This window comes from Neobacillus vireti, from assembly GCF_001026695.1.
GTDB lineage: Bacteria > Bacillota > Bacilli > Bacillales > Cytobacillaceae > Neobacillus > Neobacillus vireti.
This window is the reverse complement of sequence record NZ_LDNB01000017.1, coordinates 413,993-427,341: the sequence shown is the minus strand read 5'-3', so window position 1 is coordinate 427,341 and position 13,349 is coordinate 413,993. Positions and strand designations below refer to the sequence as shown.

16 protein-coding genes are annotated in these 13,349 nt (G+C 31.4%); all 16 read left to right on the top strand.

Going from position 1 to position 13,349, the window contains the following annotated elements; all coding sequences use genetic code 11:
* Positions 1 to 181 precede the first annotated feature (181 nt).
* The 16 genes from AA980_RS22240 to AA980_RS22170 all read left to right on the top strand — a co-directional run bounded on the left by AA980_RS22240 (position 182) and on the right by AA980_RS22170 (position 13,298).
* Complete coding sequence (locus tag AA980_RS22240; RefSeq protein WP_024028987.1) at positions 182 to 1,324, top strand: hypothetical protein; 1,143 nt, start codon at positions 182 to 184, stop codon at positions 1,322 to 1,324.
* Positions 1,325 to 1,506: 182 nt separating this feature from the next.
* On the top strand, positions 1,507 to 1,719 hold the full coding sequence (locus AA980_RS22235; protein ID WP_024028988.1) for a BhlA/UviB family holin-like peptide: 213 nt from the start codon (positions 1,507 to 1,509) through the stop codon (positions 1,717 to 1,719).
* 39 nt (positions 1,720 to 1,758) lie between these two features.
* On the top strand, positions 1,759 to 2,109 hold the full coding sequence (locus tag AA980_RS22230; protein WP_024028989.1) for a hypothetical protein: 351 nt from the start codon (positions 1,759 to 1,761) through the stop codon (positions 2,107 to 2,109).
* Between the two features lie 11 nt (positions 2,110 to 2,120).
* Entirely contained in the window at positions 2,121 to 3,368 is a 1,248-nt protein-coding gene (locus AA980_RS22225) for a GLUG motif-containing protein (RefSeq protein ID WP_024028990.1), read from the top strand.
* 23 nt (positions 3,369 to 3,391) lie between these two features.
* A complete protein-coding gene (locus tag AA980_RS22220; protein WP_235815159.1) occupies positions 3,392 to 3,643 on the top strand; it encodes a hypothetical protein in 252 nt (83 codons plus the stop codon).
* Positions 3,644 to 3,660: 17 nt separating this feature from the next.
* Positions 3,661 to 4,086: a hypothetical protein gene (locus AA980_RS22215; RefSeq protein WP_024028992.1), complete on the top strand. Its 426-nt coding sequence runs from the start codon at positions 3,661 to 3,663 to the stop codon at positions 4,084 to 4,086.
* Positions 4,087 to 4,166: 80 nt separating this feature from the next.
* Positions 4,167 to 5,036: an SU10 major capsid protein gene (locus AA980_RS22210; protein WP_024028993.1), complete on the top strand. Its 870-nt coding sequence runs from the start codon at positions 4,167 to 4,169 to the stop codon at positions 5,034 to 5,036.
* A 437-nt stretch (positions 5,037 to 5,473) separates the two neighbouring features.
* Positions 5,474 to 6,322 carry a hypothetical protein gene (locus AA980_RS22205; RefSeq protein ID WP_024028994.1) on the top strand — a complete coding sequence of 283 codons (849 nt, stop codon included), beginning with the start codon at positions 5,474 to 5,476 and terminating at the stop codon, positions 6,320 to 6,322.
* Positions 6,323 to 6,450: 128 nt separating this feature from the next.
* Positions 6,451 to 6,621 carry a hypothetical protein gene (locus tag AA980_RS27545; RefSeq protein WP_162837351.1) on the top strand — a complete coding sequence of 57 codons (171 nt, stop codon included), beginning with the start codon at positions 6,451 to 6,453 and terminating at the stop codon, positions 6,619 to 6,621.
* Between the two features lie 45 nt (positions 6,622 to 6,666).
* Positions 6,667 to 7,341 carry a hypothetical protein gene (locus AA980_RS22200; RefSeq protein ID WP_024028995.1) on the top strand — a complete coding sequence of 225 codons (675 nt, stop codon included), beginning with the start codon at positions 6,667 to 6,669 and terminating at the stop codon, positions 7,339 to 7,341.
* A 317-nt stretch (positions 7,342 to 7,658) separates the two neighbouring features.
* The gene (locus AA980_RS22195) at positions 7,659 to 8,033 is read left to right on the top strand and encodes a hypothetical protein (RefSeq protein WP_024028996.1); all 375 of its coding nucleotides are present in this window, start codon (positions 7,659 to 7,661) and stop codon (positions 8,031 to 8,033) included.
* On the top strand, positions 8,030 to 8,425 hold the full coding sequence (locus AA980_RS22190; protein ID WP_024028997.1) for a hypothetical protein: 396 nt from the start codon (positions 8,030 to 8,032) through the stop codon (positions 8,423 to 8,425). Before AA980_RS22195 ends, AA980_RS22190 begins: the two co-directional genes overlap by 4 nt.
* A 42-nt stretch (positions 8,426 to 8,467) precedes the next feature.
* Entirely contained in the window at positions 8,468 to 10,072 is a 1,605-nt protein-coding gene (locus tag AA980_RS22185) for a terminase large subunit domain-containing protein (protein WP_034724268.1), read from the top strand.
* Between the two features lie 49 nt (positions 10,073 to 10,121).
* On the top strand, positions 10,122 to 11,426 hold the full coding sequence (locus AA980_RS22180) for a phage portal protein (RefSeq protein ID WP_235815160.1): 1,305 nt from the start codon (positions 10,122 to 10,124) through the stop codon (positions 11,424 to 11,426).
* Between the two features lie 575 nt (positions 11,427 to 12,001).
* Positions 12,002 to 12,841, top strand: coding sequence for an SHOCT domain-containing protein (locus AA980_RS27955; protein ID WP_024029000.1), 840 nt, complete (start codon positions 12,002 to 12,004; stop codon positions 12,839 to 12,841).
* Between the two features lie 10 nt (positions 12,842 to 12,851).
* Positions 12,852 to 13,298, top strand: a complete 447-nt coding sequence (locus AA980_RS22170; RefSeq protein WP_152681194.1) for a hypothetical protein — start codon at positions 12,852 to 12,854, stop codon at positions 13,296 to 13,298.
* The last annotated feature ends 51 nt before the right edge of the window (positions 13,299 to 13,349 follow it).

The following is a 13,349-nucleotide window of genomic DNA, read 5'->3' as shown; positions in this document are numbered from 1 at the left end:
ATATTTCTAAAAATAGATAAAAAGACCTATTGTAACATATGTAAAAACATAGGATAATCAAAGAGACACCTATTTTTATGGGCATAAATATACCATAATATCATACTATAAAAATTACATCTTGAGTACATTATAAGTCCATTAATTGCAGGTGTCAATAATAAAAATAGGGGGTAGTTAGATGAAAGTTTTAAAAGATTATATTGTGGAGTACAAAAACGCTTCGGATGACGAACAAAGGGATTTGGTGTTAAGAGGATTATTCACAACAGAGATAGTTCTTGAAAAAAATAATAATGGTGAAATGGATAAAATTTATTATCTTAAATTTACGGATAGAGCATTACAAAGTACATATAAAAATATTATTAAGAAGTTTTACTGGATTGATCGTAAAGATTTAGACACTTATGTGATTAAGTCGATACAAGAACTATTTAATAGTACCAAAGTGGATTTATCACGAACTCCTAATGAAATAATTGCTTGGTTTAATAAAGGGCTTAATGGTCGTGTCCAAAATCAAGTAACAGCCGAAAAAGATAAAACCGAAAAGAATCTTCCTGAACACCAAGTTTTACACGATAATGACGGTAATGTAGAATATTCATCTTTATATGATGAAGTGGCAAATGACAGATATATAAAACCGAATGACATAAATTTGTTTGACAAGTTTATTAAATCCATCGGTGGATTGAAGAATATTTTATCTGAAACTCAATTTGAAATTTATTGTCAAATGCAAACTGGAAAGACTCAAGAGCGAATAGCCCAAGAATTAAACTGTACTCAAGAAAACATACATAAACATATCAAAGCATTAACCAAACGAATTAAAAAGGAATATTTGAATTTCCGTACATATCGGGCATTGAAAAACCCTCTTAATACATACGATACAATTAAATCTTTCATAAATACATATAATAATATCATTCAGTTTGACATTAATGACCAATTCGATTATTTCGGATACATAATCAAGTTTCTGCAAGATAATTACCAAGTTGGAGAACAGGAAATACATAATGAAAAGAAAATGAATCTTGCACAAAATCCGCTAACGGTGTTAGATGTTCTTTTAGACAGTTTGAAACGGAATGAACATGATTTATTTAGAAGGGTTTTAAATGAATTAATCTACAATGAAAATGGTTTGATATTGTCAGAAATTGAAAAAGACAAGGTAAGAAATACTGTACTCAGGGCGTTTAATACATACTTAGAAGAAGTAAGTAAAAATATTAGACAAATAAATTCAAATATTGTTGATAAATTCGGAGAAGAAAAATATGATGAATTTATTGACTTGGTAGTTTGATATATGATATTATTAAAAATTTGGGTTATAAATAAAATGATATATAGGTAGAAGGAAATTTCTTCTACCTCCTTAATAGGGTCGCTTTTTGATCTCCGCTTTCTTGGGATACTCGTTAATGAGTGTCCTTTTTTCTTTTTAAATAATACTCATATTTATTAATTTTATGGGAGGTGATTATCGTGGATATATCTTCTATTCCGATTGAGATGTGGTTATCGCAAGGAGTATTTTGTGTACTGTTTGTTTGGTTACTTATTGATACTAGGAAAGAATCTAAACAACGAGAAGAAAGATTGGCAGCACAAATTGAAAAACAAAATTTTGCACAAGAAAAAATTGTTCAGAGTTTAGAAAGATTAGAAATGCAAATAGCAAATATAAAAACCCAATAAAACGAGAGTTTTATCATAATTATGAATGGAGGATAAATAATGGCTGAAATTAAACAAGAAGGTTATCAAGCAATAAGAAATTACATGCAAGCCAATTGGAAGTATATCGAATTGCAAGATGACACTGGCAACAAAATTGTTCGCTTATCTCCTAGTGATTTAAGAGTAACATGGACACATGCAACAGGAGAAAAAACATTAAAACTTCAAATTGTTGTAAAAGGTTCTGACACTGATATTGTCAAACCGAAAACATTTAGTAAATCGGCTATTTATGATGTGGCTACTGGTGGAACTCCATATAGTGTAGAATCATTTACATCTTTCACTATGGAATCAGATCAAGACGAATTGACGGTTATTCACTCACTTGAAGTTCCAAAAGTATAGGGGCTGATTAAATGGCTATTTTAATTAGCACACCACAAGATTTATATAATGTTAGGAATAATCTTACTGGCAATTATGAATTAGCAAATGACATTGACATGAGTAGTTGGGGGAACTTTATTCCAATTAGCAAAAGTTATTCACCTTCCTTTAAAGGTACATTTGATGGCAAGGGCTATAAGATTAAGAATCTTACAATCAATGAATCCACAGTTTATGTTGGACTATTTGGTGTAATAAATAATGCTTCAACAATAATTAAAAATGTAGGACTTGAAAATTGCAATATTTCGGGTGGTGGAAATGCTAACTGGATAGGTGGAATTGTAGGACAATTAGATAGTGGTTCAATTCAAAACTGTTACACAAAAGGACAAATTACTGGAAGGTATATGGTCGGTGGAATCGTTGGACAATTTGTTAATGGCTCGGTTAAAAATTGCTATTCTCATGCAAATATTACTGGATTGGCTCGTGTAGGTGGATTAGTTGGTTATATTGCTACGTCCACCGCAATTGTAGAGAATTGTTATTCAATCGGAAAATCCACTCACACAGAGGTAGGAACATCATTTCCAGCAGGTGGATTAATTGGTGATAATGAAGCCGCTACAAATGTGAAAAATTCTTTTTGGGATACTCAAACAAGCGGATTAAGTTATTCAGTTGGTGGTTCAGGAAAGACCACAGCAGAAATGAAAACTCAATCCACTTATACAAATTGGGATTTTTCTACCGTATGGGCAATGAATAGTGACTATCCCTATTTGCAAGTGTTTGGATTACCGATAGCACCACCAAAAGTGGAAAAGATTTTAGTTAATTCATTGACAAACAATATTTACTCAAAAATTAGAAAAAGTCAAAAGTCAAAGAAACAATTAAACACCTTCATAGATTCCATTTTGACTAATTCTAAGCGTTATACAGCGACTTCAAGACGAGTAAAGGTTTATCTATCACAAATAAATTCAACCGCTGAAAAATACTCTAGGACAGTCAGAAGTGCTACTGAATCAGTTAATAGTTTCATTTTACCAATTGGTTCAAGTGTTCACCGAGAATCTAAAACAATCCAGAATCTAATAGCCCATATAAAGCCATTATCAAGTAATACAGTGGTCTTATATCCATTGAATACAATTACACCTAATGCCTATGTAAGTACACTAAAAAACACTTCTAGGGCTTTCAAAATGGATAATATGACCGCTGTTTCTTATGTTGTAAATCCTTCGTTTGTGGAGGTGATGAAGTAATGTATCAAGGGGATACAATAAGATTGAAAGTACATTTTAATAATATTAATGGTCAGTCAGTTGACCCAACAGATATAAAATTAACCATCTATAAAAATGATAAAACTAAAATTGAAGAAATAGCCATTAAAGACAGCGACAAAAAATCAGTCGGTGTCTATTTTTATGATTATGTGCCTGCCAGTGAATTGAACGAATTTATTTTCGAGTTTGCCGGCAGCGTTAATAATAAGCCAATCCTCGCAAGGGCAAAGGTAGAAGTCAAATTTATTTAATCAAAGGAGGATATAGAATGTCAGAAGTTACATTTACGCAAGAACAGTTGCTAGAAGAAATCACTAAGGCAAAAAATGAATGGTTGGAAAAAGAATATAATCCAATTGTTCAAGAAAGGGATGGATTGCTTCAATACAAGCCAAAAGAGTTATCAGATGAAGAAAAGGCAATTCAAACTAAGCAAGAGGAATTATGGAAAAAAGAAGTATCTCTTTCATTAAAAGAAAATGGACTTGAACAATTTGCTTCTATTATTAATATATCTAATGAAGATGAATTGAAAGTAGTTGTAAATTCACTTACACAAATTGTAAATGATATTAAAGTTGCAACAGGATATGTTCCAAGTAACCATAAGAACCAAAATGAATATGATGTATTTGCTTCAAAAGGTGACACAAAAGGTATGATTGCAACAAAATTAAGTAAATTATTTGGTTAATTAGCACTTTAACAATTGTTGGAGTGCTTTTTATATTAAAAAATATTGGGTAGTGACCGACACTAAAGGAGAATATATTAATGTTTAAATCTACTAACTTTACTGAATTAGAACAAATTTCACTAGCGAAAGAAATCGCAGTAATTGGAGTACAAGCAACACCATTTACATCTATGTTAATGGCTAAAGGTAATATTGAGAAAGCATTATCTACTGTTTATACATGGAGAGAAAAGACACTTGACCACACTGACGATTTATCAGCGGTTGAAGGTTCAGATGATGTTGTATTCTATGAAACTGCAAGAGCCGAACTAAATAACATTCTTGAAATTTTCAAGAAAGGTGCTTCAATTAGTGGAACTGCCGTTGCCATGAAATCAACTCAATTTGCAGAAGAAGTTAATGATCGTTTACTTGAATTGAAAATTAATATGGAAAAGAAATTTATCAATGGATTAAAGAATGATGGTTCTGTTGCCCCATTCAAACGTCAATTAAGTGGACTTATTGAAATGGCAGACCCTTCTAATGCAGTTGCGGTTACTGGTGCAGTTACGGAAGATGATGTTAAAAAAGTTATGCGTAACCTATGGAAACAGGATTTAGCCGATGGAACTGTTTATGCGTTTGTAAATGCTGATATTAAAGAACAAATTGACGCTATTTACAAAGATAAATACGGTTATACTCATGTAACTACTTCTTTCGGTTTACTTGTTGATTCTATTAATACAAACTATGGAACAGTAAACTTTGTTCTTTCTAAACATGTTCCTGTTGACAAGATGATTGTATTCAATGACGGATATGTAGACCTTGCTTATTTACGTTCACCACACTTTGAACCACTTGCGAAAACAGGTGATAATGTAAAAGGTCAAGTTATCGCTGAAGCAACTCTTAAAGTGGGTTCTAAGAAAGGCGTTGCAGTATTAACTGTAAAATAATTCTATACATAACTTGAAAGGGGTAAGTCCAAGTTTGGGCTTATCTCTTTTAATTTTATCAAAAGGAGTCTCAAGGAGGAATATTTTCTTAAAAGGCGACAAAAACGAATCACGATGATTGAACTTGCCAATTACATTCCTTGCTCACAAAGTTTAATTTCACGTTACGAACTAGGGCAATCAGGAATGTCAAAAGCCAAATTAACAAGATACAGAGAATACATAGATAACAAATAATCAAAAATTTATTCAAGAAAGTGGAGGTGAAAAAGTGAAAAGGGGCGTAAATAATTCGCCATGACCACAACCTTCTTTTAATCATAATCTCACTGTCCAAAGTTGGCGGTTGAGAAATTTATTTATGAGGATTAAAAGGAGGAATCAATTAGCATTATTTTCGTGCTAGTTGGTGGTTAGGGCTTTAACTTAGAAGGATAGTGGGAGAATTTTCTCTTTCACTTGTAACAATGAACGAATATTATAAAAAACAATGTCCAGATTGGGCGAATGACACGCAATTAGAACATGATCTTATTCTCGGTGATGATAGCGACAGTTTATTATCATGTAATTTATTAACAGATATGACACTTGGATTATGGGATATTAATTACTTTTACGACTTTGAAAACTTTTACATAAATAAGAAAACAGAATCACCAACAATTGGTGTGGATATGGCTTTCACGAGAAGTACACGTTGTTTTGATAACCATGTTAGTAGACAATTTTCACATAGTAAATTCAATCCCTATTGCATGAACATGAATCTCTACAAGGGTATTAGTTGTGAAAACTACTACAAGAAATATCCATTTTCCACATTAATGCTGATAATGAGTTATTACGATATACCGCTGCCTAAAAGTGACATTGGAAAAGAATTATTACTTGCGTGTGATTCAGCGTTTAAAGGACATTATGCAAGTAAAGACTTTTTCAAAAAAATACATACTGATTGGTTAGAAGTGTTAGGGTTCGGAAGTTTAGTAGATGTACTAGACAAAAGAACACCTAACTTTTTTTATGAGTTACAAAAGGACTATGGATTAAATGAAAAGATACGACTGGATGAAAATGGTTATTTGGAATCCAATATTAACCTTGAAGCCATTCAGTCACATTTAGATTGGAAATTAGAATTACCTGACCAACAATTCAAACTATACGCAAAGCGTGTTCGTGATGGTCATAAATTGGGAGCAAAAAGTATTCCTGACATGTCAGAATTAATATCTCTCGCTTTCACTGGCAAGGACTATGTTTCTTATACATACAAAGGATAAGGGGATGAAATATATCGTCATCCCTTATTTACGAACAATAAGTTATATATTATAATAAATTTATAGCAAAACACGAACATTAATAAAAATTATCATATAATAATTCGTATATAGGGGGGTGGATTCAAATGAAATACTTTTTCTGTTACAACAAGGCAGTATCAGATTTTCTTAAATCAAAGGACATTCAATTAATTACGGTGGCACAAGACGTTAAGACAAAAAAATTATTTTCCCTATATCACATTGATGAGGAAGGAAAATTACAGAAAGCACTGGATGAATACAAAACAAGATAATCTAACTCTATAAAAATTCTATTTAAAATTCGGAGGTAATGAAAAATGACAACATTTAAAATTCAAGTTCCAACAGAAATTGTTAAAAACAAAGAATATAGTGATAAAGAGTTTGTTTTACTTGCAAAGTTGATTCAAATTTATTACAGGATTCCTGAAACTCAAAAGTCATTAACATTTGGAATTTTACATAAAGATGTTATGTTCTATAGTGGAATTAAAGATAACGATACATTCAAGGAGACACTAAAAGGGCTTTATGATAAAGGGGCAATTAAAAATAAAGTGGAAACTTTGCCGAGAAAAGGTGGAATTGAAATTATTCTTAATGAAGAAGTTATTCCCCAAATGAATAAAGAAGGTTTTTTTACACAGTTATCAAGTGAAGTATTGAATAAAAATATAATTGATGCAGTTGGTCATAGTGGAATTAGATTACTCTATTTTTATAAAAGTTATATTAATTCTAAAACTAATAAGAATCATTGTTATGTTGCAGAAGAAACAACAGCAGAAATATTAGGGATGACTAAAAAGACAGTTATCAAATATAATAAATTATTGCAAAAACATAAGTTACTTAAAATTGAAAAACATGAATCAGAACATGCTTATTACACAACGAAAAAAGGAACGGAATCATATCTGTTCACAAAGTATAATAATCACTACTTTATAAGATATGAGAATATCGAAAATTTTAGTGAGAAATCGGCTTAATTTATGACTGAAAAACCTAGGTGTAAACTTTCGGAGATAACGAGAAAAAATTCCGAGATAATAAGAAAAAAATCGGAGATATTAGGAAAAGTTTCCAAGATAAATTACACCCTAATAAGACTATAATATAATATACAGATAATATACAAATTAAGATACATATATAATATTCAGTATTACAATTCGCAAAACGAGTTTGCTCATTATGAAAATTAATTGTTTATATTTTACATTTACATAATATTTATATTTTTAGGGAGGATGAAATATCATCTTCCTTTTTTCTATTTCTATCACAAATTCTAGGAGGAATATTTATGATGAAAAAATTATTCAGCAATCGTAAAAATGAAAGAATCGAAAAGGATATGGAGAAAATTGGAGATAATCTTGATAAATTAACAAGTCATCTAAATTGGGATTTAATTAAAAGTCTTTTCACTAAGAAAGCACAAACACAAATTGAAACTAAGCAATTGTTCCAAAATTTCCATGATACTATTAATGAATCTCAAGGTATCATTTACGATATGCAGAAGGATATCCAAGTTTTAATTAAATTGTCAGAAGAAATGACTGATTCTTGCGATAAAACGATTGAATTTCTTGATAAACAAATTGCTAAATATAATGTTGAAATTCTTGAATGTGCTAATCAATTAATAGATAAGCAAGAAGGTGAATCTCTATGAACATATATGAAGCATTGAAGAATGTAGAATATAAAAAGAAACTATATTTTGAATGGAAGCATAATATCCGCTTTGTCCAAACTCTTCCTGTAAAAACAGAAGAAGAATTTTTACGAATGATCGGTGCTAAGACACTTAATGGTTTCATCAAGTGGGAACGCAGTCAAGAATATAAAAATTTATTGTTGTTGCTATTGGAAAGTAGAGTGGCAAATGACTTTGACATTATATATAAAGTTGTATCGGAAAAAGCAAAAGACGGGGATGAGAAATCTATCCGTCTTTTCTTGTCTATGCAGAAGGATATTCAAGTAAATGCAAAATTGGCTGCTAAGACATTTAATGTTGTTGAAGATGATTCAGAAGATGATGACGGATTAGTTTTAGATTAAGGGGTGTCTATTATGGCACCCTTTTGTATTGGAGGTGAGATAGTGGCGGTTAAAAATAAAAATAATAATGCATTACAAAAGGTAATGAGTGATTTTCGATTATTTGCAAAGAATTTTATTAAGATTATTGATAATAACGGTGAAAGTATTCCCTTTGTATTAAATCCTGAACAGGAAAATTTCACAGAGGAAATGACAAAATATAATATCATACTCAAAGGACGCCAGATTGGATTTACTACATGGTCTTTAAGTTTCATGTTATATAGTGCAATCACCAAGCCCGATACTTCCTATTTAATGATGACTCATCATAATAAAGTAACGCAGTCATTATTAAGACGTATCAATAAAATGTATCAATTCCTTCCACATGAAAAGTATCCTTCCTTGTTCCCTAAGAAATTAATCAGTAACAGGGATGAAATATACTTTGAAAATGGTAGTCGTATTCAGATGGCTACTGCTGGAGGTGAAGATAGTATAAGTGGAAACACATTTGAGTTAATCCACCTATCGGAAATGGCAAAATACCCAAATGAAGCCCAGGAGGAAATCATTGCAACTAGTATTCCTGCATTGGCAAAGAATCCAAACAGTAAGATCATAATTGAATCCACTGCTATGGGCTATAATGTCTATCAAGAAATGTTTATGAAGGCATTTAGGGGAAAGGAAAGTGTTTGGAAAGCACACTTTTATAGTTGGCTTGCTAAGGCTTACAGTAACCAATTTAGACATAGTTTTGATGAAGCCGAGGAATGGTTCAAGTTACATAACAAAGGGGCTAGAATGTCCTCTAAGGACTTAGAGCATGATGAAAAGGAATTACATAAAAAATATGGTGCTAGTTTCAGACAATTGATGTTTAGGCGGTATTATGTTGAAACCAACTCATTAGAAAAGTTTCAAAGGGAATTTCCGACAACTCCTGACGAAGCATTTCAGACAAGTAATGTGGCGGTATTTGATACTAAGAAGATTAATGAACGGTTACAGAATGTCATTCCTCCTCTTACAACAAATGTTGTATATGATGAATTACCGGACATTTTAAAGCCATACATTAATAAGAGTCTATTTATTTTCCATTTGCCAAAACGTGGTATAAAACATTATGGCGGTGTTGATGTTGCCAGTGGTACTGGTGGAGATAATGACAATTCTACAATAAGTATATTCAACGCAGATGGTCAAGAAATGGCTAGTTTCTATGCTAATGATATTCCTGTCTATGAGTTTGCAAAGATTGTAAATTCCCTAGGAAGGTTTTTTAATTATGCCTTCCTATGCGTTGAAAGGAATAGTTATGGACTGCCATTATTGGAGAAGTTGCGGAAAGAATATAATTACATGAATCTATTGAAGCAAAAAGTATTTGACCAAAAAGGGAAAAAGAAACTGCAATTAGGATTCATGACAACTAACGTAACTAAGCCAATAATTATTAATGATTTAAAGGAAAACTTTGAATTAGGCATGATTAACATTGAATGTGTCGAGACATTGGAAGAAATGAAAATTTTTCAAGAAAATAAAGGTAAGATGGGCAATAAAAAGGGTGCAAACTTGCATGATGACTTGGTTATTTCTGTTGCTATGATGTGCCAAGCCATGAAACAAAGTAAATATTATGTAGACATTTAGAGGTTAGGTTCATTTAGAATCTGACTTCTTTTTATTTTCATTAGAAAGGGTGATTGTATTGAATAGATTAGAAAATTACATTCGTGAAAAGTATGATGGTCAATCTGATTGGTTCGTTCAATTTGTTTCAGAAGTACATAATCAGCAAAGAGTTATGAATGTATTGGATAAAAAGGAATATTTGAATGGAAATCATAAAATACTTCAAAGACAATCGTACAAATACAACGGTAAAGAGTTTAATCCGAGAAAGATTGTATTGCAATATGCTAAAACGCTATTAAACTTTCAGAAGGCTTATTTGTTACAGAATCCTTTGACTTTTACAGGTAATGAGAAGGTTGTAACGGAATTGCAAAGGGTTAATCGTAAAGGAAAATATGACCGCATAAATATTAAAGTATTGGATAAGGTGCTTAAATATGGCGGTGTGGCTGAATATGTCTATATGGACAAAGGGGTTATTAAATCCAAGTTAATTGATTCAAGTGAAGGTTATCCTGTATATGACCATGAGAATGAATTAATATCGTTTATAGAAGCGTATATGTCCGATGGGATAGAATATTATGTTGTCTATGAGGAAGATACTGTAAGCAAATATAACAATGCTGGCGGTGAATTAAGATTAACAGAACGCTATGCCAATTTAAGTGGGCTGCCGATTGTTTATCACAATGAGAATGAATTAAGTGATACAGAAGGAAAAAGTGAATTAGATGATTGGATAGCGATATTGGACAGTATGGAGGACTTGATCTCTAAATATACAGATTCCTTCTATAAGTTCATGAATCCTATTCCAGTAGCCATTGGACAACAATTAAAAGGTGAGGGATTACCTACTCATGTAATCGGTGGTGGCGTAACTCTTGATGATGGTAGTGACTTCAAGTTAGTGAGTAATGGGTTGGACTACAAATCATTTGAAGTCATTTATAAGACATTGTTACAGTCACTACTAGACGTATCACAGACACCTGCTGTATCACTTAACAAGACAGACATTAGCAACTTGTCAGAGGTCAGTATCAAGTTATTGTTTCAGTTGGCTAACATTAAAGCAAGCATTAATGAACAGTATATGCGTGAAGGTATAGAGCAACGGTTTGAAAAGATAAGGAAATTATTGGAGTATAGGGGTGTTAAGTTTAGTGATGATGAATTTGAATCATTAGATATGGTATTCCAGTATGCTACTCCAAGTAATGATAAGGAGATTATTGAGAACTTGAAGGCATTAAGGGAAATGGGTGCTATCAGTTTAGAAGGGATACTAGAGGATAGTCCGTATACAACTGATGTTCAGTTTGAAATGAATCGAATTATGAGTGAAGGAAATAATGGGAAATAATATTAATGGAAATGTAGGAATAGCATAGGGTGAGAGGGTAGAGTAATATGTTACTTTGCCCGCTCATGTTATATATGTGGGCGGTCAGTATAATAAAACAATTATATAAATTGGTGAAAATTTTAATTTAAGGAATTTCGATATTGAGAATAAAACAGGAACAACAGTTCGTTTCGTAAAATATTTATTTTACGCAATTAAGTTGGCTAATTTAACCTAAATTATGGTAAATGAATGAGTATTCATAGAATAGCGGTATAACAGATATTATATAGGCAACCTTTATACATGATTCTTGTATAAAATCTGTATAATTCCAGTTGAAAATTCGATTTTAGAGGATAAATTGAAGGAAATTGATTATTTTCGATACCCCTAATTGGGAAAATTTTCCCTACAGCATACCATTTTACACACCCAAGAAAAAATTTAATTAAGCACCTTCAAATTGAACTGGAGGTGTTTTTTATATTATTACCTTAATAATAAAATTAATTAAAATATTCGGAAATATAAATACTTTCCTCCTATAATTGTGGTAATATTTAACTGTAAATAATGTTGGGAGGGATACTATGGGTTGTCTTGTTGGGATATTAGCATTATTTTTTTTATATTTAATATTTTGGGGTTTCTCTGTTTCACCCGTTTTAGGAATATTTTTCTTAATAATATTTTTTGGCGGTGGCATTTATTTTGGTAATTTAGATGGTAAAAAGCAAAGAGGGATTCTAAAAGCAAAAATTAATAAACTTCATGAAATGCAAACTCATTTAACAGATTTTACTGTATCTCAAAAATACCAGTCGTATGATATTCAAAGTAGTATCCTGTTAGATGAAGAAAGAAAAAAAGTGTGTTTTATTTTTGCTAAAACCAATTCAAGTGAAATGTACGAATATAAAGATATTATTGAATCTGAAATACTGGAAGATGGAAAAACAATTACAACTTCATCTCGATCTTCTCAAATAGGTGGAGCAATTATTGGGGGAGTTTTAGCAGGTGGTGTAGGTGCAGTTGTAGGGGGGCTTAGCGGTAAGAAATCATCTGAACAAGAAATAAATAAGATTGATTTAAAAGTTGTTGTAAATAACACTAAAAGTCCAATCAAAATAATTAATTTTCTTACAGCAGATGTTATTGATTTGAACGGTAAACCATTTCCAATTAAAAAAGATAATCCAAAATATAAAAGTGCAATAAACTCTGCTAATCACTGGCATAGTTTGCTAAGTTTATTAATTAAACAGGATGAACCTATATCACTTGAGAAGAAACAGGAAATAAAAGTTGAACCTACAAGAAATTTATCCGTCGCTGATGAAATAAAAAAACTTTCAGATTTACTTAACCAAGGATTACTAACACAAGATGAATTTAACCGACAAAAACAAAAATTATTATCGAGTTGAGGTGATACAATTGTTTGGTCAATTGCCCTATAAAAAGATGAGAAAGATAGGTACATTTGGTTTTGTTGCTCAATGTGATTGTGGACATACGCATAAATTTAAAGGTACTGATTTTGATTTATCTAAATCGAATGCTTCTTCGGCTGAATTTAATGAATTGTACACATGTCCTAATTGTAAAACTGTTTACAACGGAATATTTGAAAACATTGAAGATAGAAATGTATGGTATCGAAGAACAAGTCCACTAGGGTTATTGGTATCTGCCATTATGATATTAGGTTTACTATTCGGAGGAATTAAACTTTTAAGTACAATAACAATTTTTGATACAGAACCAGTAAATTCAGACATAAACAAAGCAACAAATAAAGAATTAGAACAATTCTATAAATGGGATCAGAAACAGAAACAAAAAGAGTGGGAAAATCAACCTGCATTTAATAACGGAAATTAGAGGAAATAAATACCTTTGTGTCGAAATAAGTAGACGGAAGGGGGTGTACTT

Coding starts and splice junctions, on each gene's coding strand:
- AA980_RS22240 (WP_024028987.1), top strand. CDS start 182: ATGAAAGTTTTAAAAGATTATATTGTGGAGTACAAAAACGCTTCGGAT.
- AA980_RS22210 (WP_024028993.1), top strand. CDS start 4,167: ATGTTTAAATCTACTAACTTTACTGAATTAGAACAAATTTCACTAGCG.
- AA980_RS22200 (WP_024028995.1), top strand. CDS start 6,667: ATGACAACATTTAAAATTCAAGTTCCAACAGAAATTGTTAAAAACAAA.
- AA980_RS22225 (WP_024028990.1), top strand. CDS start 2,121: ATGGCTATTTTAATTAGCACACCACAAGATTTATATAATGTTAGGAAT.
- AA980_RS22195 (WP_024028996.1), top strand. CDS start 7,659: ATGATGAAAAAATTATTCAGCAATCGTAAAAATGAAAGAATCGAAAAG.
- AA980_RS22215 (WP_024028992.1), top strand. CDS start 3,661: ATGTCAGAAGTTACATTTACGCAAGAACAGTTGCTAGAAGAAATCACT.
- AA980_RS22230 (WP_024028989.1), top strand. CDS start 1,759: ATGGCTGAAATTAAACAAGAAGGTTATCAAGCAATAAGAAATTACATG.
- AA980_RS27955 (WP_024029000.1), top strand. CDS start 12,002: ATGGGTTGTCTTGTTGGGATATTAGCATTATTTTTTTTATATTTAATA.
- AA980_RS22190 (WP_024028997.1), top strand. CDS start 8,030: ATGAACATATATGAAGCATTGAAGAATGTAGAATATAAAAAGAAACTA.
- AA980_RS27545 (WP_162837351.1), top strand. CDS start 6,451: ATGAAATACTTTTTCTGTTACAACAAGGCAGTATCAGATTTTCTTAAA.